Annotated in this window: 26 protein-coding genes; 13 read left to right on the top strand and 13 right to left on the bottom strand. The window is 55.1% G+C overall.

Annotated features, from left to right (window positions below):
• Positions 1 to 34 precede the first annotated feature (34 nt).
• Genes F3I47_RS14270 through F3I47_RS14260 form a run of 3 tightly spaced genes read left to right on the top strand, consistent with a single transcriptional unit; the run spans position 35 to position 1,256 of the window.
• Positions 35 to 340 (top strand): carboxymuconolactone decarboxylase family protein, encoded by a 306-nt coding sequence (locus tag F3I47_RS14270; protein WP_150029241.1) that lies wholly within the window; start codon positions 35 to 37, stop codon positions 338 to 340.
• Entirely contained in the window at positions 340 to 732 is a 393-nt protein-coding gene (locus F3I47_RS14265; protein WP_150029240.1) for a tautomerase family protein, read from the top strand. Before F3I47_RS14270 ends, F3I47_RS14265 begins: the two co-directional genes overlap by 1 nt.
• A complete protein-coding gene (locus F3I47_RS14260; RefSeq protein ID WP_150029239.1) occupies positions 729 to 1,256 on the top strand; it encodes a DUF4865 family protein in 528 nt (175 codons plus the stop codon). The genes F3I47_RS14265 and F3I47_RS14260 overlap by 4 nt, the downstream gene beginning before the upstream one ends.
• A gap of 13 nt (positions 1,257 to 1,269) precedes the next feature.
• Here the strand turns inward: F3I47_RS14260 and F3I47_RS14255 are convergent, their stop codons facing one another.
• A complete protein-coding gene (locus tag F3I47_RS14255; RefSeq protein WP_150029237.1) occupies positions 1,270 to 1,590 on the bottom strand; it encodes a hypothetical protein in 321 nt (106 codons plus the stop codon).
• Positions 1,591 to 1,784: 194 nt separating this feature from the next.
• The gene (locus F3I47_RS14250) at positions 1,785 to 2,285 is read right to left on the bottom strand and encodes a MarR family winged helix-turn-helix transcriptional regulator (RefSeq protein WP_150029236.1); all 501 of its coding nucleotides are present in this window, start codon (positions 2,283 to 2,285) and stop codon (positions 1,785 to 1,787) included.
• A 135-nt stretch (positions 2,286 to 2,420) separates the two neighbouring features.
• Here F3I47_RS14250 and F3I47_RS14245 point away from each other — a divergent pair, with 135 nt between their 5' ends.
• The 4 genes from F3I47_RS14245 to F3I47_RS14230 all read left to right on the top strand — a co-directional run bounded on the left by F3I47_RS14245 (position 2,421) and on the right by F3I47_RS14230 (position 5,616).
• Positions 2,421 to 3,596, top strand: a complete 1,176-nt coding sequence (locus tag F3I47_RS14245) for an MFS transporter (RefSeq protein WP_150029306.1) — start codon at positions 2,421 to 2,423, stop codon at positions 3,594 to 3,596.
• A 51-nt stretch (positions 3,597 to 3,647) separates the two neighbouring features.
• Positions 3,648 to 4,340: an aspartate/glutamate racemase family protein gene (locus F3I47_RS14240; protein ID WP_009092763.1), complete on the top strand. Its 693-nt coding sequence runs from the start codon at positions 3,648 to 3,650 to the stop codon at positions 4,338 to 4,340.
• An 18-nt stretch (positions 4,341 to 4,358) separates the two neighbouring features.
• A complete protein-coding gene (locus F3I47_RS14235; RefSeq protein ID WP_058957266.1) occupies positions 4,359 to 4,688 on the top strand; it encodes a DHCW motif cupin fold protein in 330 nt (109 codons plus the stop codon).
• Between the two features lie 187 nt (positions 4,689 to 4,875).
• Entirely contained in the window at positions 4,876 to 5,616 is a 741-nt protein-coding gene (locus tag F3I47_RS14230; RefSeq protein WP_009092765.1) for a YoaK family protein, read from the top strand.
• 47 nt (positions 5,617 to 5,663) lie between these two features.
• Here F3I47_RS14230 and F3I47_RS14225 read toward each other — a convergent pair whose 3' ends face one another.
• Positions 5,664 to 6,389 carry an SDR family oxidoreductase gene (locus F3I47_RS14225; protein WP_046102819.1) on the bottom strand — a complete coding sequence of 242 codons (726 nt, stop codon included), beginning with the start codon at positions 6,387 to 6,389 and terminating at the stop codon, positions 5,664 to 5,666.
• A 99-nt stretch (positions 6,390 to 6,488) separates the two neighbouring features.
• On the opposite strand from F3I47_RS14225, the gene F3I47_RS14220 reads away from it, so the two are divergent.
• Complete coding sequence (locus F3I47_RS14220; RefSeq protein ID WP_009092767.1) at positions 6,489 to 7,400, top strand: LysR family transcriptional regulator; 912 nt, start codon at positions 6,489 to 6,491, stop codon at positions 7,398 to 7,400.
• Positions 7,401 to 7,423: 23 nt separating this feature from the next.
• Here the strand turns inward: F3I47_RS14220 and F3I47_RS14215 are convergent, their stop codons facing one another.
• A complete protein-coding gene (locus F3I47_RS14215; protein ID WP_150029235.1) occupies positions 7,424 to 8,440 on the bottom strand; it encodes a substrate-binding domain-containing protein in 1,017 nt (338 codons plus the stop codon).
• 367 nt (positions 8,441 to 8,807) lie between these two features.
• Between F3I47_RS14215 and F3I47_RS14210 the strand changes: the two genes are divergently transcribed.
• Positions 8,808 to 9,002, top strand: coding sequence for a hypothetical protein (locus F3I47_RS14210; protein ID WP_009092769.1), 195 nt, complete (start codon positions 8,808 to 8,810; stop codon positions 9,000 to 9,002).
• 431 nt (positions 9,003 to 9,433) lie between these two features.
• On the opposite strand, the gene F3I47_RS14205 is transcribed toward F3I47_RS14210, so the two are convergent.
• From F3I47_RS14205 to F3I47_RS14190, 4 genes are all read right to left on the bottom strand, one after another.
• The gene (locus tag F3I47_RS14205; protein ID WP_009092770.1) at positions 9,434 to 9,688 is read right to left on the bottom strand and encodes a biofilm/acid-resistance regulator YmgB/AriR; all 255 of its coding nucleotides are present in this window, start codon (positions 9,686 to 9,688) and stop codon (positions 9,434 to 9,436) included.
• Between the two features lie 162 nt (positions 9,689 to 9,850).
• Complete coding sequence (locus F3I47_RS14200; RefSeq protein WP_150029234.1) at positions 9,851 to 10,147, bottom strand: hypothetical protein; 297 nt, start codon at positions 10,145 to 10,147, stop codon at positions 9,851 to 9,853.
• A 176-nt stretch (positions 10,148 to 10,323) separates the two neighbouring features.
• A complete protein-coding gene (ycgZ, locus tag F3I47_RS14195) occupies positions 10,324 to 10,569 on the bottom strand; it encodes a regulatory protein YcgZ (protein WP_150029233.1) in 246 nt (81 codons plus the stop codon).
• 244 nt (positions 10,570 to 10,813) lie between these two features.
• The gene (locus F3I47_RS14190; RefSeq protein WP_009092773.1) at positions 10,814 to 11,107 is read right to left on the bottom strand and encodes a hypothetical protein; all 294 of its coding nucleotides are present in this window, start codon (positions 11,105 to 11,107) and stop codon (positions 10,814 to 10,816) included.
• Positions 11,108 to 11,565: 458 nt separating this feature from the next.
• On the opposite strand from F3I47_RS14190, the gene F3I47_RS14185 reads away from it, so the two are divergent.
• Genes F3I47_RS14185 through F3I47_RS14170 form a run of 4 tightly spaced genes read left to right on the top strand, consistent with a single transcriptional unit; the run spans position 11,566 to position 15,021 of the window.
• Positions 11,566 to 12,480 carry a metal ABC transporter substrate-binding protein gene (locus F3I47_RS14185; RefSeq protein ID WP_150029232.1) on the top strand — a complete coding sequence of 305 codons (915 nt, stop codon included), beginning with the start codon at positions 11,566 to 11,568 and terminating at the stop codon, positions 12,478 to 12,480.
• Positions 12,477 to 13,292 carry a manganese/iron ABC transporter ATP-binding protein gene (locus F3I47_RS14180; protein WP_150029231.1) on the top strand — a complete coding sequence of 272 codons (816 nt, stop codon included), beginning with the start codon at positions 12,477 to 12,479 and terminating at the stop codon, positions 13,290 to 13,292. The genes F3I47_RS14185 and F3I47_RS14180 overlap by 4 nt, the downstream gene beginning before the upstream one ends.
• 2 nt (positions 13,293 to 13,294) lie before the next feature.
• A complete protein-coding gene (sitC, locus tag F3I47_RS14175) occupies positions 13,295 to 14,155 on the top strand; it encodes an iron/manganese ABC transporter permease subunit SitC (RefSeq protein WP_046102811.1) in 861 nt (286 codons plus the stop codon).
• Entirely contained in the window at positions 14,155 to 15,021 is an 867-nt protein-coding gene (locus tag F3I47_RS14170; protein WP_150029228.1) for a metal ABC transporter permease, read from the top strand. Before sitC ends, F3I47_RS14170 begins: the two co-directional genes overlap by 1 nt.
• Positions 15,022 to 15,148: 127 nt before the next feature.
• Here F3I47_RS14170 and F3I47_RS14165 read toward each other — a convergent pair whose 3' ends face one another.
• The 5 genes from F3I47_RS14165 to F3I47_RS14145 form a co-directional block, all read right to left on the bottom strand.
• Entirely contained in the window at positions 15,149 to 16,447 is a 1,299-nt protein-coding gene (locus F3I47_RS14165) for a cytochrome c (RefSeq protein ID WP_150029226.1), read from the bottom strand.
• A 12-nt stretch (positions 16,448 to 16,459) separates the two neighbouring features.
• On the bottom strand, positions 16,460 to 18,235 hold the full coding sequence (locus tag F3I47_RS14160) for a GMC family oxidoreductase (RefSeq protein WP_150029224.1): 1,776 nt from the start codon (positions 18,233 to 18,235) through the stop codon (positions 16,460 to 16,462).
• Positions 18,232 to 18,936: a gluconate 2-dehydrogenase subunit 3 family protein gene (locus tag F3I47_RS14155; RefSeq protein WP_111207238.1), complete on the bottom strand. Its 705-nt coding sequence runs from the start codon at positions 18,934 to 18,936 to the stop codon at positions 18,232 to 18,234. Before F3I47_RS14155 ends, F3I47_RS14160 begins: the two co-directional genes overlap by 4 nt.
• A gap of 404 nt (positions 18,937 to 19,340) precedes the next feature.
• The gene (locus F3I47_RS14150; RefSeq protein WP_150029222.1) at positions 19,341 to 23,372 is read right to left on the bottom strand and encodes an Ig-like domain-containing protein; all 4,032 of its coding nucleotides are present in this window, start codon (positions 23,370 to 23,372) and stop codon (positions 19,341 to 19,343) included.
• A 498-nt stretch (positions 23,373 to 23,870) separates the two neighbouring features.
• Positions 23,871 to 24,296: a VOC family protein gene (locus F3I47_RS14145; protein WP_150029220.1), complete on the bottom strand. Its 426-nt coding sequence runs from the start codon at positions 24,294 to 24,296 to the stop codon at positions 23,871 to 23,873.
• Positions 24,297 to 24,418 lie beyond the last annotated feature (122 nt).

The raw sequence follows: 24,418 nt of genomic DNA, 5'->3' as shown, positions 1-24,418 counted from the left end.
GGCGACACTCTCGCTGACAACACAGGAGAGCGCAATGAAAAATTCACTGGATCGGGAAACCCTGGCGCAGCGCGCGCCCAAACTGGCTGAACTGACGCAGCAGGTGCTGTTTGGAGATATCTGGCAGCGCGGCGTGCTGTCTCCGCGAGAGCGCAGCCTGCTGACGCTGGCCACGCTGACGGCGCTGGGACGTGTGCAGCAGTTGCCCTGGCACATCGATTTCGCCCGGCAAAACGGGCTGTCGCAGGAGGAACTGATTGAGAGCTTCACCCATCTGGCCTTTTATGCCGGCTGGCCCGCCGCGGTTACCGCCCTGAGCTATCTGGAGGAGAATGCCTGATGCCATTTACCCGGATTACCTTAGGTGAGAGTTACAGTGACACCGCGCTGAAGCAACTCTCCATCCTCCTTCAGCAGGCGCTGGTTGCAGAATTTGATGTGCCTGAACGTGACTGCTTTCAGGTGACAGAAAGGCTGCCGGCCAGTCAGCGGGTCTTTGACCGGCACTACCTGAGCGGCGGACGGAGTGACAGGTTTGTACTGTTTCAGGTGTTGGCGGGCAGGCCACGCACCCGGCATCAGAAGCAGAGCTTTTATCGCGCGCTCTGCACGGCGCTTCAGGCGGAGATGGCCATCGACCCTGACGATGTGATGATCATTCTTCAGTTCAACAGCACCGAGGAGTGGAGCTTTAGCGGTGGCCGGATGCTGGCAGAGGAGGAGGCGCGATGATTGCGATGCACTACCGGTTTACCCTGCCAGCGGATTATGACATGGCGATCATCAAAGAGCGCATCAGACAGAATGGCGCCCGGCTGGATGGATTTCCGGGGCTGGTGGCAAAGGCGTTTCTTTACAGCAGTCAGAGTGAAGGCACGCTGCATGAAAACCGCTATGCACCGCTCTATTTCTGGCAGGAGGCCAGTGCGATGCAGCGCTTCCTGCAAAGTCCCGGTTTTGCCACTCTGGTCAGTGACTTTGGCTGGCCGATCATCGAAAGCTGGCTGGCGTTTGAGGGGCACTCTGTGGTCAGGCATCTGACCGACGCGCGGTTTATGACGCTGAAGCGCTGGACGATCGCTCTCCACTTCGACCTGGCGGCACTGCCGGTCAGGGGAGACTTCAATGCCTGGGACATCAGCCGCTGGCAGGGCGTGGAGATCTCGGCCAGCGTTCAGCCTCCAGCAGACGGGCAGGAGAGCTATCACATTGGCTATCTCGCACGCGGGGCTGCCGCGGCAGAGATGTTGCTTTAGCGAGAGAGAGCGATCAGCGCTTTAATAATTCCTGACAGGCCGCGCTGTCTTCTGCGGCGCGCTGTTTTGCATCAGGCGTCAGCTGCCGCCAGCGACCGATCACGCTGCTGCCCAGCGCGGGTTTATAACTGTTTTTCTGCAGCGCATAGTCAGAATTACTGCCCTCGATTACCTTTTGCATCTGCGGCGCCAGCTGCTGTTCATCTTGATGACTGATGGCGCAGAACACGGCGATGTAATAGGCCGTCTCTTCATCACTCTCATGCGGCATCAGCCACCAGGCCGCGGCGGCCAGAATCAGCAGGAGGGGAAGAATGAATTTGAGTTTTGTCATGTCAGTCACGCGTTGGGTGAAAATCAGTCTGCCGGATAGGGCAGGACGCAGGCCGCGTATCCTGCCACAGAGTCTGCGCACGGGTCACGCCGTTCAGCAAAATTTATGCCTGGCCTGCTGAGCATCGTACCTGCGCCTGCGAGCGCAAAAGGTCATGTTCACTGTGAACGGCACCCTGGCATTGCCAGACATTTTTAATTCATCGCTTCGCAGGGAAACGCCAGCAGTAAGCTTTTCAGCAGCCTTTCCAGCTCAGCGCGATCTTTCGCTGTCAGCGGTGCCAGCACGGCCTCCTGCGTGGCGGTGTGGATCGCCAGTGCGCGTTCAATCTGCTGCTGCCCGTGGGGTGTCAGCCCGACCAGCAGGCTACGCTTATCCCCTGCGGCAGCCACACGCTCAATCAGATTCTGCTGTTCCAGCCGGTTCAGACGATTCGTCATCGCCCCGGAGGTGACCAGCAGGGACTGATAGAGTTGGGTTGGCGACAGACGCCAGGGTGAACCCGCCCGTCGCAGGGTAGCCAGCACATCAAATTCACCTTCCTGAAAGCCAAAAGGCTCCAGCGCCTGACTGCGCGCCTTCGCCAGATGTTTCATCAGACGCAGCATCCTGCCGAAAATCTGCATAGAAGAGGCGTCGAGTTCGGGCATCGCGCTGTCCCACTGGCTGACAACGAAATCAATATGGTCCTGCATGAATCACCTGTAGTTGCTGAGGTTATGTTGTCGGGTTGTGCGCTACGGCTTAACACCGGCCATGATTTATCTTAACGTTAAGATAAATCATGGCGGCCTGCGGCTGTCATTGTGAATCCTCTCAGGGCCTCAATGATGAAAAATACAGCACTGTTCCCCATTTTGTTTGCCGCCATTGCCTTTCTTATCGGACTCAACCTGCGACCCATGCTGGCTATTATCGGTCCGCTGTTTCCGGCGTTGCAACTGCAGGCCGGGCTGTCAGCGATGACCTTCAGTCTGCTGACTACGCTGCCCGTGGCGATGATGGGGGTGGCTGCGCTCTACGGTCCCTGGCTGATCGCCCGGCTCGGGCCGGTATCGGGCATCGCTGCCGGTTTACTCTGTCTGACGGTGGCTTGCCTGTGGCGGGGTTTTAGCCTGAGTGTACCTCAGCTGATCTTTACCGCGCTGGCGGGCGGGGCAGGGATTGGTGTGATTCAGGCGCTGATGCCGGCGCTGATCCGGCAAGGCTTTGCTGACGCTGCAACAACGCTGATGGCGCTATTCAGCACCGGCATCATGGCGGGGGCGGCGCTGACCGCCGCGACTGCCGAACCACTCTATTCCTGGCTTGGTTTGCAGCCTGCGCTGGCGCTCTCCGGCGGCATGGCGCTGGTGACGCTGCTCATCTGGCAGGGGGTTGTCAGGCGTGCGCCGCAAACGAGTGTGGGGGCGACAAAACCCGGACACCTGCCTGTCAGGCGGATCGGGCTGCTGACGATCTTTTTCGGTATTGGCACTGCGGCCTATACGCTGGTGCTGGCCTGGCTGCCTCCCTTTTATATTCAGCAGGGCTGGAGTGCGCGTCACAGCGGCTATCTGCTCGCCATCCTGACATTAACCGAAGTGGCCGCAGGCTTCATCGTGTCGGCAACGTTACATCGCTTTCCCGATCGCCGACCGCTGCTGCTCGGTGTGCTGGCCCTGCTGCTGGCAGGACTGCTGACTCTGGTGTTCTGTCCGGACAGGCTGCCGCTGATCCCGACGCTGCTGCTGGGAGCGGGTATCGGTGCGCTCTTCCCGCTGTCGCTGGTTGTTACCCTGGATCATGCTCGTGACGCCAGAGAGGCGGCTATTCTGCTGTCACGTGTGCAGGGGGGCGGATATCTGATTGCGGCCCTGATGCCGCTGGTGGCGGGCGGGGTGCGCGACAGCGGCGCATCGCTCTCCCTGGCGTGGCTGATCATGAGCGCGGGCGTCGTGATACTGATGATCATGGCCTGGCGTTTCAGGCCGCTGAATGCTGCATCTGAACAAACCGATTGCTGAACCCCGCCGATCTGGCATGCTGAGAATTCATCCCTGAATCTGGAGAGCATCGTGAAAGTCATCGGTCTGTTAGGCGGCATGTCGTGGGAATCTACCGCGCTCTATTACCGCATACTCAATCAGCAGGTTAAAGAACGGCTGGGCGGCCTGCACTCGGCGGAGCTGGTGCTCTACAGCGTCGATTTTCAGCGCATTGAGCAGCTGCAGGCGGCGGGAGAATGGCAGCAGGCGGGTGAGATACTGGCCGACGCGGCGCGCAATCTGGAACGGGCCGGTGCGCAATTCATCGTACTCTGTACCAACACCATGCATAAAGTGGCCGCGCAAATCAGTGCGGCAACAACGATACCGCTGCTGCATATCGCCGACGCCACGGGACGCCGTATCCGGCAGGCGGGGTTGCGTAAGGTCGGTTTACTGGCGACACGATTCACCATGGAGCAGGCGTTCTATCGTGGGCGGCTTCAGGAACAATTCGATCTGACGGTGATCACGCCGGATGAAGAGGATCGTCACTTTGTCCATGAGGTCATTTACCACGAGCTCTGTCTGGGCGAGATCAATCCCGCTTCGCGTCGCCGTTACAGAGAGATCATGGCACGGCTGGTCGGGCAGGGGGCGGAGGCCATTATTCTGGGCTGTACCGAAATCACCCTGCTGGTGGATGCCACCGATGCCAGCGTCCCGCTGTTCGATACTACGCTCATCCACGCCGAAGAAGCGGTCATTCAGGCACTGGCCTGACGTCAGCGAGGCAAACAGATGAAAATTGAAAATCTGCCCTTTGGTCTGACCCAGTGGGATCAGATTGAAGAGACGGTCCATCCCGGCGAGCAGGGGCATGCGACCTGGCGAACCGTGAAGTTCAACGATATCCGGGTGCGGATGGTGGACTATTCACCGGGCTATGTCGCCGATCACTGGTGCACCAAAGGCCATATCCTGCTCTGCCTGTCGGGTGAGCTGCACACCGAACTGGCCGATGGCCGCCGTTTCGTTCTGACGCCGGGTGTCAGTTATCAGGTGGCAGATGACGCTGAACCGCACCGTTCCTTTACGTCAGCTGGCGCGCAGCTGTTTATCGTAGACTGAGATTGCGCTCCGGTGTTTCATCGCGTCGTTGACACTTTTAAAAGTAAACTGAATCTGCTTTATAAAAATCAGCAAAATTAATGGCTTATTTCATCAGAGTTATCTGGTTCTGACAGGAATTATTCGTATCAGGCTGTATGCTTTAGGTTTTATGGATTTATTGCAATCACCTGATGTGGGGTAGCCTGTGCTGATAAAAAAGAAGAAAGTGCGTTCGCATACCGAAGATCGACTGCTGGCGCTGGTGCTTGCCACCACCGCCGGTATCCTTAATGCCATGGCGCTGGGGGCGTTTGGGTTTTTCCCCTCGCACATGAGCGGCAACACCTCGCAGATCTCTGCCGAAGTTACCACCAGCGATCTCCACACCATGCTGTTTCTGATGGCACTGATTATTGCCTTCGTTTTTGGCTGTACCGTTGCCCGGCTGGCAGTGGTGGTGGGGCATAAATACCGGTTACGCACTATTTTCTGTCTGATCATTCTGGCGGAGGGGCTGGCACTGACGGCGGCCTCGATCTTCGAGCTGATGTACTATCGGCCCAGTTATAACGGAGAGATCCTGATCGTGCTGGGCTTCCTGATGGGGATTCACAACGCCACCTCGACGCAGCTCTCCAACGGACGTGTCAGATCGACCCACATTACCGGGACGCTGACCGATGCGGGTATTGCGCTGGGTTCATGGATTTTTGCTCACACTTCGCACGCTGTACATCTTGAGACGGACGACCGTCGCTTTTTCCAGAAGGTGCTGCATACCCATCTGACCACGGTCTTCTCCTTCTTAAGCGGCTGTATCGCCGGACTGCTGCTCTTCAAGGCCTATGGATTTAATGCCATGGTTGGCCTGGGGGTTTTCCTGATGCTGGTAGCGCTGACGGCGATCGCCGTCACCGTACAGCGTACCCGCAGAGTACTCTACTGACATAAAAAAACGCCGGCCCGGTGTCCTCTGTGCATCGGGCCGGTTGCTTACTGCCGGGTTCGGGTTGGCCGCACCACAATTTCGTTCACATCCACCTCTTCCGGCTGCTCAATCGCATAACGCACGGCGCGACCAATGGCGTCCGGCTGCAGCGCGATGGCACGATACTGCTGCATCGCCTCCGCCGCTACCGGATCGGTGATTGTTGATGCCAGCTCACTTTCGACCACGCCGGGGTGAACACAGGTGACGCGCAGCTCGCTGTTCTCCTGCCGCAACCCATCGGAAATCGCCCGCACTGCAAACTTCGTGGCACAGTAGACTGCCGCGGTGGGCGACACCGCCAGCGCGCCGATGGATGCGATGTTAATGATGTGACCACACTGGCGGGCCAGCATGGACGGCAGTACCGCAGCAATGCCATACAGCACGCCTTTGATATTGACGTCGATCATCTGATCCCACTCTTCCACCCGCAACGACGCCATCGGCGACAGCGGCATAATACCCGCGTTGTTGATCATCACATCCACCCGGCCCCATTTCTCCAGCGCATAGTCAACGAACTGCGTGACGTCATCGCGGCGTGTCACATCCAGCGCTTTGATTGCCACCTCAGAACCATTAAAGCGCAGCTCTTCCGCCAGGGCAGCCAGACGACTTTCACGACGTGCACCCAGCAGCAGAATGGCATCGCTCTTCGCCAGTTCGCGTGCAATGCCAGCACCGATACCGCTTGATGCACCGGTAATTAAAATTACTTTCTGCGTCATCTTTTCTCTCCACTCAGGTTGTGAGTGGCGATCTTACGACGGGTCGATTATAAAGATAATCCACCAACCGCTTTACAGACTGGTAACTGAAACTAACCAATGAACAGTGATAAAAATGCGCTCGAAATTTTTGTTATCGTGGCACAGACGCGAAACTTCCGGCTGGCGGCAGAACAGCTGGGCGTGACGCGTCCGGCCATCAGTCAGAGTCTGCGGCGGCTGGAGGACCGGCTCAATATCACGCTGATGCAGCGCACGACGCGGTCGGTTCAGCTGACGGAAGCGGGACAGCGACTCTATGCCGAGGTGGCCCCGGCAATCAGCGCGCTGAATCGCGCCGTTAACGACATTGCTGAACTGGCGGCAGAGCCACGAGGACAGCTGAGGCTGGCGATCTCCTCCATCGCGGAACGCATGCTGGGGGGCGAGCTACTGGCGAGCTTTATCACCGCCTATCCACACGTTGAGCTGGACATCACCGTGACCGATGAAGAGTTTGATATTGTCGGGCAGGGTTATGATGCGGGGGTGCGACTGGGGGAGGTGATTGCTCAGGATATGATTGCGGTGCCGGTCTCGGTTGCTCAGCGTCAGGTCGCCGTGGCGTCACCGCACTATCTGGCGCGTGCAGGGACGCCGCAACATCCGCAGGAGCTGGTGCATCATCGCTGCATTGGCTGGCGCAAGGAACCGGGCCTGGCCCCATACCGCTGGGAGTTTGCTGAGCAGGGGCGCGAGTTTGATGTTGCCGTCAATCCGCAACTGACGACCAATGATATGGGCGTGATGATCCGCACCGCCTGTGCTGGCGGCGGCATCAGTTTTGGGATGGAGGAAACTTTCCGGCCCTACATCGATCGGGGCGAGCTGGTGACGTTACTCGACGAATGGCTGCCCACGTTTGCCGGTTTCTATCTCTACTTTCCCAGCCGCAAAAATCTGGCTCCCAAGCTGCGGGCACTGATTGACCACGTCAGGCTGTCACCCCAGCCGGCCCCGGTTCAGCGCTGATTTTTTATCCGGGAGGAGGCTTTTCAGGCCGTCATGTTGTAACGGGTGATGATGTTGATTCTGGAGTAGGGCGCGGGTGGCTCAGATGCCGGCAGGAATCCATGAAACGCCAGCAGGGTTCTGAAGGCGTGCAGCGCATCGAGCTGTAAATTATGCTCGATCAGGGCATCGATTTTACCCTGATGCAGTAGCGCACAGTTCTCGCGATCGGGATCGTGCCCGATGAAGGCGTTCAGCATGCGCTTCTCTCCGGCAAAAGCGCGCAGAATGCCGGGATTCCCGCCGCCCACGGTATAGACCGCATCTGCATCCGGATGCTGCTGCAAAAAACGCGTCACCGACTGATGCATCCGGTCATCAATCCCATATCCACCAGCGACCACGCTCACCTGATGCTGAGGAGCAAACTGCGCTATTGCACGCTGAAAACCGTCGATTCGCTCCCTTTCACCGATGAAGTCATGGCTGCCGGTCACAGCCAGGATGTGCGAACGGGTCACCCGCAGCCATTTTGACATCAGAAAGGCCGCCACCTTTCCGGCATCAAAATTATCCATACCGATGTAGCGCAGGCGTGCGCTGCCGGGCAGATCGCTCATCATGGTGACCACCGGCACACGCTGTTTCAGCAGGGCTTCAAGGGTAGGGTAGAGCGCTTCAGCGCAGGCGGCTTTAAGAATGACCCCGTGACTGTGAAGCGCATTTTTATTCAGCAGCGCGTTAATCCCCTCTGTTGTGAGATTTGCCCCGAGGTGAAAACGCAGCTGAAGTTTAAACGCGGCAAAGCTGGCGATCTGGCTGCTGAGAGCCTCACGGATCAAAGGCTGGAACCGGTCAGGAGTATGCATGATGACGTCAAAATAGATCGTCCGCCCTCTGGCCAGTCCCGCTTTGTGCATCAGTTCCAGGTCGGCTATTGCCTGCTGAATGCGGTGTTCTGTGCGGGCATGCACGTTGCCGCGCTGATGCAGCGCGCGATCGATGGTTGCCAGACTCAGTCCCGACTGGGCAGCGATCTGTTTCAGGGTGAATTTTGCCATGTGCCCGCCCGTTAGCCGGAGAATAAAGTCTGTTTTATCATACTGCATGATATTACCCGAATGGGTTATGTTGCAGTATGAGAGGTGGTGCAGGCTGGCAGGGAAATGAATAAGCCGGAAGCGTGTAAATAAGCTGTTCAGCCGGGGCTTTATCGCCTGAATATAAGTAAAGCGATAACCCTTGTGCCGCCTTTGCTATTCAACACGCCGTTGTTATCTTAGCCGGAAATAATGCCCGGGAGGATTCCGGGGTTGGCTAAATAATAGACATTCTGCCGCTTCGCTTATATTTCCGCTGTAACGGCTTTTTTGTTTTTTACTTCTCGCTAATGATAGACTGTACATTCATACACCGTTGGGAGGTCGTGTGAAGTACGACAACGATAGTGAGATCCGTGCACTGGTTGGCGCGGTAGTCAGTGATTTAATCAAGGCGGGAGAGCCGGTTAATTTTCACGACATCACGGACGCGCTGTTTCGCCTGAGCGAAGAGACGCGTGACAGCCGGCTGAAAGCACTGTGTCTGGAAGCAATCAGCTTCTTCACCCGCAAAATGCATTAAGGCTGATGGCACCAGTCAGAGGTGCCATCTCCAGTCTCATTTCTATTCTGACCCCGCCACCTTCACCTGGCCTGAAAATATACGGCAAAGTATTCAGCGTTAAAGCTGAAAGGGCAGTCTGACCGTTCTCGCCTGTTATTAGAAATCTGATTATCACGCTGCGGTAACTTTTGCCGGAGAGAGGCCGCATTTCAGGCTACCTGTTCTCTGCATCATTATATTTGCAGCGCTCATAATCATTCATTCTGCCTTACCGGCTTCACAGAATATGCGAAAGCGATACGATAATTAATATCAATTGTATTTTCATTGAGTCATCCGCTCTGACATGCCGTCAAAGGAAGTGATAATGAAAAGCCAGAAATAATCAATAATCAGCGATGGGGGAGAATGAGATACCCTGCGCTACCGATGCAGCGCAGGGCCGCCTGTCAGATGCCCGCATCGTCAGGTGTGCGGCCTACCACAATTTCCAGTGTCTTACGCAACACATCACCCCTGACTACGTCAGAAGTGCATTCCAGCTCTGCAATCAGATAGAGGATGATGGCTTTATTGGTTACGCGCCCCTGGTCAGCCACAATGTCGCGAATGATTGCGCCCAGCAGTTCAGTTTCCTGAGCAAGCAGATCGCCTTCACTACGGAAATACTCAATGATGGATGAATCTGTTGAAGAGTGTTGCATGGTTATTCTTTCTCTAAAGAAAAGGAGTCAGACGCAATGGTTGAAGTCAAAAACGAGTGTAGACGCTGTTTTCGTTTTGCCCAGCCGGCCTAAAATTTTTTTAATGTGGCTGCCGCTTCGCTTAAAGTCAGCCGCGCACATCAAATACGCAACATTTTTCAATCAGTGTTTTTTGGAGCCGTCAGGCGGCCCGTCACTGTTCATACGATGTGCAGTATTTTCACGTTCGGTAACGTCACCCTTCACACGTTTGCGTGCTGCAACCATACCGTTACGGACTTCAATGATGGCTTTGCGAATAATCGAAACCTTCGCAGCATCATCCTTGGCAGCAGCGGCCATCACTTCAAGCTGTGCGATCAGGGCATTGCTGGATACCGGTTTGTCTGACTTGAGTAATGTCAGAACGGCTTCGCCGATCATGACATCTGTCAGTTTCTCGTCTTCACTTCTGTACATACTGGCTTCTCTGATTACGAATCAATGGCCATGCTGCGGGCCCGTATCCGTCAGGAGGTGCGATTGCGGGCACCTGATACGGGGAGGCAGTGCTGGGCTTCTTAACTAAACTGAATCTTCCTGAACGAGGGCTGAAAGCAGACGTCCTGAGTTACTCTGCGGGCCGTGGTAGGGCATTAATCTTCGCGGCGAAAAAGCATCGCGATCAATTCATGCAAATGATTCTCTTGTTCTGGTGTGGCGGCGAACTCGAGGCGACGCAGAAGCTTGCTACAGATCGCTTTGCGACTGAGGGTTTGGCCTGCGCGCAGAATTTCAACGACAACCGATCCCAGCGTCTCCTGTTGGGAAGGTGAGCTGGCCTGATTGAAGTAACGGGCAATATCGCTGATCGTTTCCGGGCTTTGACCGTTCTGACGCATGTTGATGTCCTCGAGTGATTAAGAATGCCACGCTCTGGATATGCAAATTATACACCTTTCCAAAACTTGTACAGGATTTTGAATTTTTAGCGTTAATTTTTTTGTGCAAAAAATGCTATCGCTTTTAAAACAGCATGTTACGAGGATGTCAGGCGAGGTAAAAATTGTACCAGATTTTTGTATCGATATCACCCCTGACGCTCCGACCTGTACAAGCAGGTCGGCAGGGAGATAAGTACGATGCTCAGTGTTTAATGACGATGTCATCCGCCGGGGCGGGAATGGCTGACTCTTTACCGAACGATCGGGAAAGCCAGTTTGCCGGGGCATTGCCGCGCGAACCGATGGTTTTAAACCCCATCAGCCACTGACGCGCACATTTCAGTTTTTCAAGGCGAATCTCATTAACTTCCGAGTTAGCCATGACCTGTAGCTCATTTATCAGCAGTTCAACGTTGACTTCCTGACCGGCAGTAAACAGGTTCATTGCTGCTTCGCCAATGATGACATTTGCTTTTTCATCGCTGGAAAAATACACAATATTCTCCTGGGTGATTGCGGTAAGTAACTTTAACTGTAGCAAAAAAAATTAAGAAACTTAATCAATTCAGCCTATCGATAAGATAATATTAATTGTCCATTTCCTGAACGGATAAAGCGTTCTGACGCTCGTGTCATGACGGGCGATATCCGGCTGAATCGCCTTTTCCAAATCATCTTATTTTTGCCGATTCGCTTAACCCGCTCTCCATTTAAAGCGAAACGGCATAAACAGCCTGTTTTCTGCCCGCGTCATTCTCACTGACTGACCCCGGGGTTAAGAAATAAAGCATTCTTTTTCATTATCTTAATCATGGTATTTACATAACTTCACATCTGACACCCGCCGCTGAAGAAACTTCACACAGGTGAGCTTTCGCACAGGTATAGCCTGTGCTATAAAAAATAGCTCAGGCTATTTGTGTTCTGTTTTTAACCACCTCCGGAGAGTGCCGTATGGCCCCATTTAAAAAAATCACCGCGATATTACTGAGTGCGCTGCTGACCACACTGATGGCCACCAGCAGTAATGCTGCAGAAAAATTTAAGGTCGTGACGACGTTCACTGTCATCGCGGATATGGCGAAGAACGTGGCGGGTGAGGCTGCGGAGGTGACCTCAATCACTAAACCGGGAGCTGAGATACATGAGTATCAGCCAACCCCGGGCGATATAAAACGCGCGCAGGGCGCACAGCTCATCATGGCGAACGGCCTCAATCTGGAGCGCTGGTTTGAGCGGTTTTATCAGCACCTGGAGGGGGTGCCGGAGGTGATTGTTTCTGCCGGCATCACGCCAATCGGGATCGGCGAGGGGCCTTATAACGGTAAACCGAATCCACACGCCTGGATGTCACCGGACAATGCGCTGATTTACGTCGATAACATTCGCGATGCGCTGGTGAAATATGATCCGGCGAACGCGGAAACCTATCGCCAGAATGCCGCCGCCTATAAGCAGAAAATCAGTGCTGCGATCGCACCTCTGCGCCAGCAGATAGCCGGGATCCCGGAGAACAAACGCTGGATGGTGACCAGCGAAGGGGCCTTTTCTTACCTGGCTCGCGATCTGGGGATGAAAGAGCTCTACCTGTGGCCGGTCAATTCTGACCAGCAGGGGACGCCGCAGCAGGTCAGAAAAGTGATCGATCAGGTCAGGAAGCAGGGCATCCCCGCAGTGTTCAGTGAGAGTACCGTCTCCGACAAGCCTGCCCGTCAGGTCGCCAGAGAAACCGGCGCACATTATGGTGGGGTGCTTTACGTTGACTCCCTGAGTCAGGCTAAAGGGCCGGTGCCAACCTATCTGGATCTGCTCAGCGTGACGACGGAGACGCTGGTGAAGGGCCTCAAAGCCGGGGAGACCGCGCAATGAAAGAGACTATCGTGGTGTCCGATGTTACCGTCACCTGGCGCAACGGCCATACCGCGCTGCGGAATGCCAGCTTCAGCGTGCCGGGTGGATCGATTGCGGCGCTGGTGGGTGTGAATGGCTCGGGGAAATCCACCCTGTTTAAAGCGCTGATGGGATTTGTCCGGCTCGCCAGCGGCAGCATCTCGATTCTGGGCATGCCTACCCGCCAGGCGCTGCGTCAGAGTCTGGTGGCCTATGTGCCGCAGTCGGAAGAGGTGGACTGGTCTTTTCCGGTGCTGGTAGATGATGTGGTGATGATGGGGCGTTACGGTCATATGGGTCTGCTGCGTCGCCCCAAAGCGCACGACCGGCAGAGTGTGACGGAGGCGCTGGCGCGGGTGGATATGCTCGAATACCGGCATCGCCAGATTGGCGAACTTTCCGGTGGCCAGAAGAAGCGGGTCTTTCTGGCGCGCGCTATTGCCCAGCAGGGCAGTGTGATCCTTCTGGACGAGCCTTTTACCGGCGTGGACGTTCAGACCGAGGCCAGAATCATCAGCCTGCTGGGCGAACTGCGCGATGAAGGCAAGACCATGCTGGTTTCCACGCATAATCTGGGGTCGGTGACCGCATTCTGCGACTACACCGTGATGGTAAAAGGCACCATTCTGGCCAGCGGCCCGACGGAGACGACGTTCACGGCTGCTAACCTCGAACGCGCATTCAGCGGCGTGCTGCGTCACGTTATGGTGAAAGGGCTGGATGACCAGATTATCACCGACGATGAGCGTCCCTTTATTGCGCCGCGCGGTGCACACCAGGAGGGACGCTGACCATGGAACTGTTGCTGGAGCCCTTCAGTTACCACTATATGCTCAATGCGATGTGGGTCTCCGCCATGGTCGGCGGACTCTGCGCTTTTCTCTCCTGTTATCTGATGCTGAAAGGCTGGTCGCTGATCGGTGATGCGCTGTCACACTCCATTGTCCCTGGCGTGGCGGGCGCCTATATGCTGGGCCTGCCCTTCGCACTGGGGGCGTTTCTCTCCGGTGGCCTGGCGGCGGGCAGCATGCTGTTGCTGAATCAGCGCACCCGCCTGAAGGAGGATGCGATCATCGGTCTGATCTTCTCCTCCTTTTTTGGTCTTGGCCTGTTTATGGTGTCGCTCAATCCGACAGCGGTAAACATTCAGACCATTGTGCTGGGCAATATTCTGGCCATTGCGCCTGCGGATATCCTGCAGCTGGCGCTGATTGGCGGCATCTCGATCGCGGTTCTGCTGGTTAAATGGAAGGATCTGATGGTGACCTTCTTTGATGAGCAGCACGCCCGGGCGATTGGTCTGCAGCCTGAACGGCTGAAAATCCTTTTCTTTATCCTGCTGGCGGTCTCAACCGTGGCGGCACTGCAGACGGTCGGCGCGTTTCTGGTGATCTGTCTGGTGGTGACGCCGGGTGCGACGGCCTGGCTGCTGACCGACCGCTTCCCGCGACTGCTGGTCATTGCGGTGGCGATTGGCAGCCTCACCAGTTTCCTCGGCGCATGGGCGAGTTACTACCTGGATGGCGCGACGGGCGGCATTATTGTGGTCGCCCAGACGCTGCTCTTTCTGCTGGCCTTCATCTTTGCACCGCGACATGGTCTGCTGGCTAACCGGCGTCGTGGCCGGCATCAGGCTAAAAAGGAGGCAGGCTGATGTGGATAGCTGAACCTTTTCAGTTCGCATTTATGAACAATGCGCTGCTCATCGCGCTGGTGGTGTCCATACCCTGTGCGTTGCTGTCGGTGTTTCTGGTGCTGAAAGGCTGGGCGCTGATGGGTGATGCCATGAGTCATGCAGTCTTTCCCGGCATTGTGCTGGCCTGGATGGTGGGGGCACCGCTGGCGGCAGGCGCGTTTGTGGCGGGGCTGTTCTGTGCCGTCGCCAGCGGCTTTTTGCAGGATAACAGTCGTATAAAGCAGGATACGGTGCTGGGGATTGTGTTCTCGGGCATGTTTGCGGTGGGGCTGATTCTTTATGTCGCGGTGAAACCAGAGGTGCATCTCGACCATATTCTGTTCGGGGACATGCTCGGTATTAACAGAGCGGACCTCATTCAGACGCTGATTATCGCCGTGCTTATCGTGCTGGTGATTGTGGTGAAATGGCGTGATTTTATGCTGTTCAGCTTCGACCCGCAGCAGGCACAGGTAAGCGGTCTGCCCGCGCGCTGGCTGCATTACGGCTTACTGTGTATGGTCTCGCTGACCATCGTCGCTACCCTGAAAGCGGTGGGGATTATTCTGTCGATCTCACTGTTGATTGCGCCCGGCGCGATCGCGATTCTGCTGACCCGACGCTTTTCACATGCCCTGCTGGTGGCAACCGGGGTATCGGTGCTGGTGTCGCTGAGCGGGGTTTATCTCTCGTTCTTCATCGACAGCGCGCCCGCGCCGACCATTGTGGTGCTGTTTGCCGCGGTATTTATCGTGGCGATGGTCGTGACAGGCCGAAAAACACGGCAGCGCGAGCGTCTTAAAGGTCATCATCACGGCAGCGATGCGGAAACGGGCAGAGGCTGAACCGGCCAACATCCGGGGGCGAATCTGTTCGGGAGCGTTGTCGGTTGCAGACGGCAGCAGATCAGTGCAGGTGCCTGTAAACAAAAACGTCGCGCCCGGAGGGGACGCGACGTTTTTTTATTGCTGCTTACTGATTCCGGTTTTCAGGGGTGGGCTTTGTCGGTTCGGGCAACTCTTTACGTAGTTTTTCGACCTGTTCCGCTTTCACCGGTGGAGCCTGATTACCCCAGCTATTGCGGACAAACGTCACCAGGTCAGCCACCTCCTGGTCGCTGAGACGCCAGGCAAAATCTGGCATCGCCAGCCCGGTCACCGCATCCTTTGTAACCGCCATTTTGCCTCCTCGCAGCACAATGCTGATAACCGACGAAGGGTCATCACTCAGGACCGCAGAGTTACCGGTAAGGGAAGGGAAGGTTTTTGCATACCCCTTGCCATCGAGGCGGTGGCAACCAGAACAGTTATCCATATAGAGTCTGGAACCCGGCATGCTGACATCGCCCCTGATGAGTGCGGCGGTTGTCGCATCTTTGCGGGGTGCAGGAGGCGTTTCAGACGCCGATGAGCCGATTGATTTCAGATAGGTTGCGACCGCATTGAGATCGGACTGGCTCCAGTATTGCGTACTGTGCTCAATCACGTCGGTCATCGAACCAAAAGCAGCCGAGGTGTTGGTGCGACCTGTTCTCAGGAATAGCGCGATATCCTCATTCGACCAGCCGCCCAGTCCCGACTTAACATTTCCCGTCAGATCGGGCGCGTGCCATCCTTCCAGTGTTCCGCCGGTCAGATAACTTTTCCCCTGCTGATCCAGCGCTTTCTCCTGATAAGCAATGCCGCGCGGCGTATGGCAGGTGCCACAGTGACCCAATCCCTGGACAAGGTAGGCACCCCGGTTCCACGCGTCGCTTTTCGTGGTGTCAGGGGCGTAAACCTTATCGTCGTGAAAAACGCTGTTCCATATGGCCAGAGGCCAGCGCATATTCAGCGGCCAGGGAATGTCGCTTTTTATGTTCTGCTGGTGGACGGGTTTAACGCCATGCATCATATAGTCATATAACGCATGCATATCCTCATCATTAATTCTGGCATAGGCGGTGTAGGGCATCGCCGGATAGAGATGACGTCCATCTTTCGCAATACCCTCGCGTAAGGCTTTGGCAAAATCGTCGTAGGAATAGTCACCGATGCCGGTCTCTTTATCGGGGGTGATATTGGTTGAGTAGATCGCGCCAATTGGCGTCGACATCTTCAGTCCCCCGGTAAAACTCTCCCTGCCCGCAATGGAGTGACAGGCAACGCAGTCGCCCGCTGTAGCAATATATTTCCCCTTGCTGATGTTATCCGGCGCAGTCTCTTCCGCAGCAGAGGCGAAGCTAAACAATAAAGTTAAAAAGGGCAGTAACTTTACACAGGTTATCTTCATCGTCTTATTCCTTTAAGCCTGAACCATCGGGCCGGGGTTCTTCAGGTAGATCGTTTTTATGGCGTTCGCTGAAAAGAGCGTGGTCGCGCCGACGATTCCGGTTGGGTTATAGGCATGGTTTTGCGGGAAGCAGCTTGCGCCGGCCACGAAAACGTTGGAAACGTCCCAGCACTGAAGATATTTATTCACCACGCTGGTCGCCGGGCTGTCTCCCATGATGGCGCCGCCTGTGGTGTGAGTGGACTGATAAGGGCGAACGTCGTAGTGGGCAGAGAGGGACTTGAACCCCATATCGTAAGAGTCAGGTCCGATCGCTTTGACGATATTTTCCGTTTTGCCCGCCATGAACTGGGTCATCCTGAGTTCATTCTGCTGCCAGTCAAAGGTCATCCTTAACAGCGGCAGTCCGTAACCATCTTTGTAGGTCGGATCGAGGTCAAGGTAGCACTGTTTATAGGGCATGACGGAGGAGCTGACGCCAATGCTCATGTTATGCAGATAGCTGTCACGGATAGCCTTTTTCCAGCCCGTTCCCCATTTGGGCGCGCTCTTCGGCGTGACCGTCTGTTCAATCGGCCGGCCACCGGTCACATGGGCAGAGACGGTGCTGCCGCCGATAAAGCCCACTCCGGCGTGATCGAAGTTTTCACTGTTGTAATTGTCTATATAGGCCCCTGAGGCACCGGTAGCGGCAAAGTGGTTAAACCACGTCTTTTCATTGAAGAAGAGTTTGGCGCCACCCAGCATCTGATAGGCATAATTTTTTCCAACCACGCCTTCGCCGGTTTCCGGATTGTAAGGTTTACCAATCTTAGAGAGCAAAAGCAGCCGGACGTTATGGAGCTGGAAGGCACTGAGAATGACAACGGACGCGGGCTGTTCGACCTCACGGCCATTTTCATCGATATAGGTGACGCCGGTGGCCAGTTTGCCCGAACTGTCTTTGTTGACGCGTAACACGTGTGATTTACAGCGCAGCTCAAAGTTGTCGTACTGCCTGAGCGCCGGAATAATCGTGGTTTGCGGTGACGCTTTTGAATAGTTGTAGCAGCCAAATTTTTCACAAAAACCGCAATAGTTGCAGACGCCGAGTGCGACACCATAGGGGTTGGTGTAGGCTTCGGTGCATATCGCCGCCGGGCCGGGGAAGGGGTTATATCCCATCTCTTTCGCAGTTTTTTCAAACAGCATGGCGGAGTACTGATAAAGCAGCGGTTTAGTCGGGAAAGGATTCGCACGCTGCGCTTCGAACGGGTTACCGCCGTCAATGCGCTCTCCATTAAGATTTCCGGCCTGGCCTGAAGCCCCGCAGATCCGCTCAAACTTATCGAAATAGGGTTCCATTTCACTGTAGGTGAAAGGGTAATCCTGAAGGGTCATATCTCCCGGAATAAAGCTGGCACCATATTTTTCAGTGACGACCGTTTTCAGTCTGAGATCGGCTTCCAGAGGACGCCACAATAATCCATTCCAGTGAACGCCCGCTCCGCCGACACCATCGCCCGGCAGGAAAGAGCCCATACGGCGATAGGGCAGAGCCGTATCTTTAGTGGTGTGCCTGACCGTGACACTCTCTTTTGAGATGTTCTGAAAGAGTTTAAGTCTTACGCCGTAGGTTAACTCATCAACGATGCGCGGATAGGCGAAATCAGGATAAGTGTCCCGTTGCTCACCCCGTTCAAGCGCGACAATCTTCAATCCCGTTGATGCCAGTTCCATCGCCATCAGCGAGCCCGCCCAGCCAAAGCCAACAATGACTACATCAACCGGTTCTTTTTTAATCGTCATTTTAATGCACCATACTTACCAGAAATACTGACCGGACCTAAGGGATAAGGTTTGTCCGGATTTTCCATTACCTGAATAAAATCCGCGCGTGCGCCCGGAAAACCGATCAGTTTCCAGGATGCCATGGTCTGATTACCGCCATGCACGGGATCGGCTAAATAGCCCTCTTTGGTGTTTTGTAATAATTGAGAGAAAAAGAGTTTTCCGGAGAGAGCGTCGAGGCTTAATTTGCCGGCATCCAGGTCATGTAAGATGGCTTCCTGTTTGTCTCTGGCTAAATCGGCAAAATTATGCTGGAAATTATCGCGGCAATATTTATTCAGGCTGGCGATCCCTCTGCGGTAAATATCGCGCGGCACCAGATTAGTCTGGTAGCCCATTTCCGGAATCGACTCCTGAAAAGGGGGGCTCATATACCAGAGGTAGCCATGACCGTAGGGGAGTTCCATCTGTCTGTCGATGTAGACCGGGACACCTTCACTTACCGCACCGGGGCCGAACTCATCCTCAGGGATCAGCAGGTCGGTAGCCGCTAAAATGAACCGCCACTCGTCATTATTAAAAAATACCGGGACGTAATGAAACGTTTCTCCTTTTTCTTTGGCCGATGCGACCGCGCTGACTGCTGTTGTTCCCGCGACCGCGGCAATGGGAATGAGTGAAAATGTTTTCCGAAGAAATGATCGTCTGGATGACTTCATCTGGCGCTCTTTTAAAATTTATACCGATTCTTCCTGAGCACAGAGATATTCCTTTCTGTACCCGTTTCCTTTGCTCGCCCTTATCTGAAAAAGGGCATAATTAATAACGTTGCGTAATTTTTGTTGTGCAATCATCAACTTCAGATTGTGTCTGAGCCTTCCTGGCGGACATAAAAATGAATCCCTGCTGTTTCCATTGATTTTATCCAGTAAAACACCGTTTCGCCTAGTGAAACAGGTGAGTTTTGTTATACACAAGTTTAACAAAGATGTTTTTTTGTTATTAATGTTGTCATTTTGTTGCGGAGGCTTGACGGCGGGCGTGATTTTTCACAACACCATCAGCCGCCTGACAGCAAAAGGCCAGGGCAGTAAATCCACCCTGGCCTGCTGGATCAGATCAGTTAAGCGTACAGATTATGCTGAATGAGGAGATCAGCCAGCGAACCCTCATGGCTGGCAGAGGGGGTGTGATAAAGATCGTATTGATGGCCTTCAATGTTGCGCTGCCCATCCTCACTCCAGACACCGCCTTCAGTGGTACTCAGCGTGACCGCATTGCTCTCTGCCTCTTTTATCGTCATCAACTCACGGGTATCGCCAGTCAGCGGTAACTGCTCTTTTTGCTCCGGCGTAACGCTGTTGCTGCTGAAGGCATTCAGGTCGATGACCCCGCTATTGCTGACTGACAGCCCGAGCGAGGCAAAGTCCAGCGCCTCGTGCGAGCCGTTTGGCATCAGGGTGTCGTGACCGGCAACGCTGTCCAGATGGGTAAGCAGATTTAACAGAGAAGGCGAGGGCGTTTCACCGCTTTGTGTCTCTGGTGTGTCGCTATGGCCATCACTGTTGTGATGAAAGGAAGTGCTATCCATCGCGCGCGCAGGTGCTGGCTGTGGATCGGACGTATAAAGCTCGATGACGTGCGAAACGTGGTTAACGTTACCTGCCGCATCGCGAATGCTTGCGGTAAGCATATACTCGCCCGGTTCAGCGGTGTGCGTATTCAGCGCCTCAGGCTGAACGGACCATTTGCCTTTGCTGGTAACGGTGGTTTGCCACTGGTGGTCACCCAGACTGACTGTGACGATATCGCCCGCTTCACCTGTACCAGATATCCGCTGCTGCAGGCTGCCAGCATTAAGATCGATTTTCTCTCCTTCTGTCAGATGGGTAAAAGCGATTCTGGGGGCGCAGGCATCTGCCTGATAGGTAGTGGTTATCGTAGCCGTGTGGCCTGTTGCGTCAGTCGCGGTCACGACAATGTCGTGCTGACCATGACCGAACCCTTTTTTCATTGTCTCCGGCGTCAGGGACAGGTTCCAGTGACCATCGTCACTGACTTCAGCAAGGCGATGTTTGCCGCCAGTCATCACGGTGACCGTCTGACCACTACCGGTTACGCCAGTTGTGCCAGTCAGCGTCGCGCCCTCTTTTTTCTCTGCACGATTGAGCCAGCCGTCACCAAATGGGGTATCAATGACAGGGGCAGGCTCGCCGGGGTGATCCACCACGGGCGGGGTACTGCCGCCGTCGGTGGGATTATCCGGCACGGACGGCACCGGGTCGCCGCTGTTGTCACTGACCGGTGAAGTCAGGTCGACCGTGACGTAGCCACCCTGTTCAAACCAGTTTCCCGCGCCATCCAGCACGCCAAACGACAGGCTGTTGCCGCCCTGAGAGAGCTCCGACGCGCTGATTTCTGCCCGCCAGCTGCCATCAGGCTGGATCACCGCATAATTCCAGTGAAAGGTATCATCAACCTGTACCGCAAAGGTCTGGAGCGGCAGCGGCGCTTCAAGCGTGCCGCTGATGACGTACCAGGTCTCACCGTCATGCTCTGTCTGATTTGCCTGAGTGATGTCGTTGACCGTCACCTTTGGGTTGCTGCTGTTGTAATGCGTAATCAGCAGCAGATCCTGGCTGAGGCTGGTACTGTTACCATTCTGATCCGTTGCGCTGACGTTAATGAGGTAGTTCCCGTCCTGGATAGTCCTGACGTCGCTGTCAGAGAGCTGAACCTGCCACTTATCCTGATAGACGCTGCCCTGCCAGGTTCTGCCGTCCAGAATCAGTTCAACCGGGGTACCGGAGGGGAGATGGGCAGCCGTACCGGAGAAGATAATGCCGTACATCCCCTCCTGATAACTCACCGCATTGTCGCCGGTGACCGGATCCAGCGTCAGCTGCGGTAACGCATCAGACGCATAGATTTGCACGCTTGCTGAGGCAGAGCGGCTGTTACCCGCTTCATCGGTTGCTTTGGCCACGACAGAGTAACTGCCTTCCTCCATCCCCTGCAGCGTTTCTGCAGGCACCGGGAACTGCCATTGACCGTTCTGATCGACGATGCCACTCCAGTGCAGGGCGCCAAAGGTAACCTCAATCGTGCTGCCCGCCTCACTGCTCCCGGCGATCACCAGCGCGCTGTTGATTTCCTGACTATCGATCACTCCATCCCCGGCCAGTGGATCAATCCTGACAAGCGGATCCTGCGTATCGGTAATAAAGGTTGCCTCACTGGTTCCAGACTGGCCCCAGCGATCGGTAGCGGTCACCGTGATGGTATGGTTCCCCTCTGCTAACTCTGCGTCGGCCAGCTGGAGGGCAGAAAGCGAGACTGACCAGTTGCCCAGGCTGTCCACGGTGCCCGCATAGTTAACCCCATCCACGTCCAGGGTGATCTTCTGGCCCGCCCCGGTCACGCCGGTAGAGCCGCTCAGCGTTACGGGCTCAAAGCGCTCACTGGCGTTCATCAGTCCATCGCCAAACGGCGTGTCGATGGTCGGCTGTGGCGGGGTTGCATCAGATGGCGGAACTGACGGCTCGACGGTAATCGCTTTGCTGGCGGTAGTCGTACCGCCAGCGCTGTTTTCAAAGGTGACGCTGATGCGGTTAGACCCGACCGGCAGCGCCTGCATATCGGCAGCTGGCAGGATGACGCTCCAGCTGCCATCGGCTGCCACCGTTGTCGTATAGGACTGACCATTCAGCATAATGGTCAGCGTGCTCTCTGCGGCCAGGTTTTCTGTGGTGCCGCTGAACGTTTGTGATGTGAGTTTCTCTTCGGCGCTTAATACGCCGTCACCGGTAAAGCTGTTAATGGTTAAAGATGGCGGGGCACTGACGGGCGGAACCGGCGTGCCACCGTCGGCTGGTGGGGTATTGCCGCCATCCGCTGGATTGTCGTCGGTGATCGGCGGAACGTTACCCCCGCCCTCAACCGGCGTGGTGAGGTCGGCTGTGACATAACCACTCTGTTCAAACCAGTTTCCCGCACCATCCAGCACGCCAAACGACAGGCTGTTGCCACCCTGAGACAGCTCCGACGCGCTGATTTCCGCCCGCCAGCTGCCATCCGGCTGGATCACCGCATAATTCCAGTGAAAGGTATCATCAACCTGCACCGCAAAGTTTTTGAGCGGCAGCGATGTTTCCAGGGTGCCGCTAAGGAGATACCAGGTGTCTCCGTCATGCTGTACCGCATCCGCCAGCGTGATGTTATTAACGGTGACTTTTGGATTGCTGCCGTTGTAGTGGGTAATCAGGAGCAGATTCTGACTCAGGCTGGTACTGTTACCCTCCGGGTCTGTTGCGCTGACTTTTATAAGGTGGTTGCCGTCCTGGATAGTCCTGACGTCGCTGTCAGAAAGCTGAACCTGCCACTTATCCTGATAGACACTGCCCTGCCAGGTTCTGCCGTCCAGCGTCAGTTCAATCGGAGTGCCGGAGGCAAGGTGCGCGGCGGTGCCGGTGAAGAGAATGCCGTAGATCCCCTCCTGGTAACTCACTGCATTGTCGCCGGTAACGGGATCCAGTGTCAGCGCCGGTAACGGAATCGCGGCAGTGGTTGCCTTCATGTCGTCAGATGCAGCGTGCGCGCTCAAAGTGGAAGTTTCAGCAGCGGACGCCAGCGTTAAGGTGGCGTTTTTTTCGCTGCTGCTAACCCCCGAAGTGACAGTTGCACCGTTTAACGCCGGATCTGTCGGAGCCAGGTAGAGGCTTTCTGTGGTTTCCACCGTTGATAAGGCGGGCTCAGACTCTGCCACAGGCTGGGTCGGGAGGGGCGTTAAGAACTTCGCATGGTCAGAAGAATGCCACTCTGGTGTAAGCGTGGCGACACTCTGCGTATCGGCTGTGACATCCCGGCCAAATCGCGCCTGATGCAGTAAATTTCCCTCCTGAAAACGCAGCGTACTCTGCTGGCCTGCAAAATCAGTGAAGAAGTTCTGATAGCGAAGCGAGTCGTTTTCCTGCAGGTTGAGAATGAGATCCTGCCCCTGTTTCTGAAAAGAGGAAACCTGAGACGGCGGGCCCTGAAGCGTAATAATCGCGGGTTCATTCAGAACAGAGTGTAATTTGTCTGCAGTAAACTGAGACAGTGTCTGACCGTTTGTCAGCGAAACAGCCGTGACGCGGCTCGTGCCTGAAAATGCCATGGAAATCTCCGTATATACCAGGTGGTGAGTAGGCGGTGCCTTTAAAATAAAGCGCGACTTTATTTATTTCAGGCACGCAACGCCCAGCGCCCAATAAAGTTATAGAGCCGGGCCCGGTACTCAACGGATCAGACATCATCCGCAGCAAGGATAAGGGTTAAAATCAGAGCCAGATTAACTATTCCGTTTGGAAGAGAGAATTTATCTGCTGGCAAGATAAAATAGCACCATTCATTGCAAGAGGTCGGGCGTCGGCTCATTTAGGCTTTATAGACTTTAACGACTTCTCGTCATTAAAAACGTGAACGGTTGACGCTGGGTAGAGATAAACTAATCCCCGTCTGCATGCGTGGCTATTAGGGAAAATCTGGAATTTTCCCGTTTTGCGTTAATGCTTCAGGGTGATTTAAATATTCCTTGAAAAATTAGCCGGAAGCTTTTCATTTCACGGCTGAATTTCCCGGACGTTAAAACCATAAAATCTTATCCGTCCTGTGACTATTCTTCCGCTGCAGGGTTATCTTTTTCAGGAGAATAGTGCTGATAAACGCATGCCAGCTTATGTCCGTCAGGATCGCGCAGATAGGCAACATAGAAATCGGGTCCGTACGCGGTTCGTGTTCCTGGCTCGCCTTCATTCTTTCCTCCCGCAAGGAGGCCAGCGGCATGAAACCGTCTGACAATGTCGGCGTTATCGGCGCTGAAAGCGAACATTGTTCCGTTTCCCGCCGTTGCGGGCTGACCGTCAAAGGGAGGGCAGAGGCAGAAGCTGAATCCTTCATCCGGATTATTTCCTTTTCCCCACATTGCCCAGCTTTCTGTCCAGGCAGGCTGCCGTTCATAGCCCAGGACGTCGAACAGAGCGTTATAAAAGTCAACGGAGCGCTGAAAGTTATTGGTTCCTGTCGTGATATAAGCCAGCATTTTCTTGCCTCCTGTTACCGGTTGTGAGCAGACCTTTTACCTTTCAGAGTAGCAACCAATAATCTCCCCTGATATGCCTGTTAACGGTTTGGGGTGAGGGCTGCCCTGATATCAGCAGTAAT

It is taken from the genome of Pantoea sp. M_10, from assembly GCF_008631515.1.
GTDB lineage: Bacteria > Pseudomonadota > Gammaproteobacteria > Enterobacterales > Enterobacteriaceae > Pantoea > Pantoea anthophila.
Note: the sequence above shows the minus strand (reverse complement) of the source record. Positions and strands in the feature narration are given on the sequence as shown.

What these genes read in the sequence shown, in the direction of transcription:
- F3I47_RS14270 (WP_150029241.1), top strand. Translation starts at nt 35, where the DNA reads ATGAAAAATTCACTGGATCGGGAAACCCTGGCGCAGCGCGCGCCCAAA.
- F3I47_RS14265 (WP_150029240.1), top strand. Translation starts at nt 340, where the DNA reads ATGCCATTTACCCGGATTACCTTAGGTGAGAGTTACAGTGACACCGCG.
- F3I47_RS14260 (WP_150029239.1), top strand. Translation starts at nt 729, where the DNA reads ATGATTGCGATGCACTACCGGTTTACCCTGCCAGCGGATTATGACATG.
- F3I47_RS14255 (WP_150029237.1), bottom strand. Translation starts at nt 1,590, where the DNA reads ATGACAAAACTCAAATTCATTCTTCCCCTCCTGCTGATTCTGGCCGCC.
- F3I47_RS14250 (WP_150029236.1), bottom strand. Translation starts at nt 2,285, where the DNA reads ATGCAGGACCATATTGATTTCGTTGTCAGCCAGTGGGACAGCGCGATG.
- F3I47_RS14245 (WP_150029306.1), top strand. Translation starts at nt 2,421, where the DNA reads ATGAAAAATACAGCACTGTTCCCCATTTTGTTTGCCGCCATTGCCTTT.
- F3I47_RS14235 (WP_058957266.1), top strand. Translation starts at nt 4,359, where the DNA reads ATGAAAATTGAAAATCTGCCCTTTGGTCTGACCCAGTGGGATCAGATT.
- F3I47_RS14225 (WP_046102819.1), bottom strand. Translation starts at nt 6,389, where the DNA reads ATGACGCAGAAAGTAATTTTAATTACCGGTGCATCAAGCGGTATCGGT.
- F3I47_RS14220 (WP_009092767.1), top strand. Translation starts at nt 6,489, where the DNA reads ATGAACAGTGATAAAAATGCGCTCGAAATTTTTGTTATCGTGGCACAG.
- F3I47_RS14215 (WP_150029235.1), bottom strand. Translation starts at nt 8,440, where the DNA reads ATGGCAAAATTCACCCTGAAACAGATCGCTGCCCAGTCGGGACTGAGT.
- F3I47_RS14205 (WP_009092770.1), bottom strand. Translation starts at nt 9,688, where the DNA reads ATGCAACACTCTTCAACAGATTCATCCATCATTGAGTATTTCCGTAGT.
- F3I47_RS14200 (WP_150029234.1), bottom strand. Translation starts at nt 10,147, where the DNA reads ATGTACAGAAGTGAAGACGAGAAACTGACAGATGTCATGATCGGCGAA.
- ycgZ (WP_150029233.1), bottom strand. Translation starts at nt 10,569, where the DNA reads ATGCGTCAGAACGGTCAAAGCCCGGAAACGATCAGCGATATTGCCCGT.
- F3I47_RS14185 (WP_150029232.1), top strand. Translation starts at nt 11,566, where the DNA reads ATGGCCCCATTTAAAAAAATCACCGCGATATTACTGAGTGCGCTGCTG.
- F3I47_RS14180 (WP_150029231.1), top strand. Translation starts at nt 12,477, where the DNA reads ATGAAAGAGACTATCGTGGTGTCCGATGTTACCGTCACCTGGCGCAAC.
- sitC (WP_046102811.1), top strand. Translation starts at nt 13,295, where the DNA reads ATGGAACTGTTGCTGGAGCCCTTCAGTTACCACTATATGCTCAATGCG.
- F3I47_RS14170 (WP_150029228.1), top strand. Translation starts at nt 14,155, where the DNA reads ATGTGGATAGCTGAACCTTTTCAGTTCGCATTTATGAACAATGCGCTG.
- F3I47_RS14165 (WP_150029226.1), bottom strand. Translation starts at nt 16,447, where the DNA reads ATGAAGATAACCTGTGTAAAGTTACTGCCCTTTTTAACTTTATTGTTT.
- F3I47_RS14160 (WP_150029224.1), bottom strand. Translation starts at nt 18,235, where the DNA reads ATGACGATTAAAAAAGAACCGGTTGATGTAGTCATTGTTGGCTTTGGC.
- F3I47_RS14155 (WP_111207238.1), bottom strand. Translation starts at nt 18,936, where the DNA reads ATGAAGTCATCCAGACGATCATTTCTTCGGAAAACATTTTCACTCATT.
- F3I47_RS14150 (WP_150029222.1), bottom strand. Translation starts at nt 23,372, where the DNA reads ATGGCATTTTCAGGCACGAGCCGCGTCACGGCTGTTTCGCTGACAAAC.
- F3I47_RS14145 (WP_150029220.1), bottom strand. Translation starts at nt 24,296, where the DNA reads ATGCTGGCTTATATCACGACAGGAACCAATAACTTTCAGCGCTCCGTT.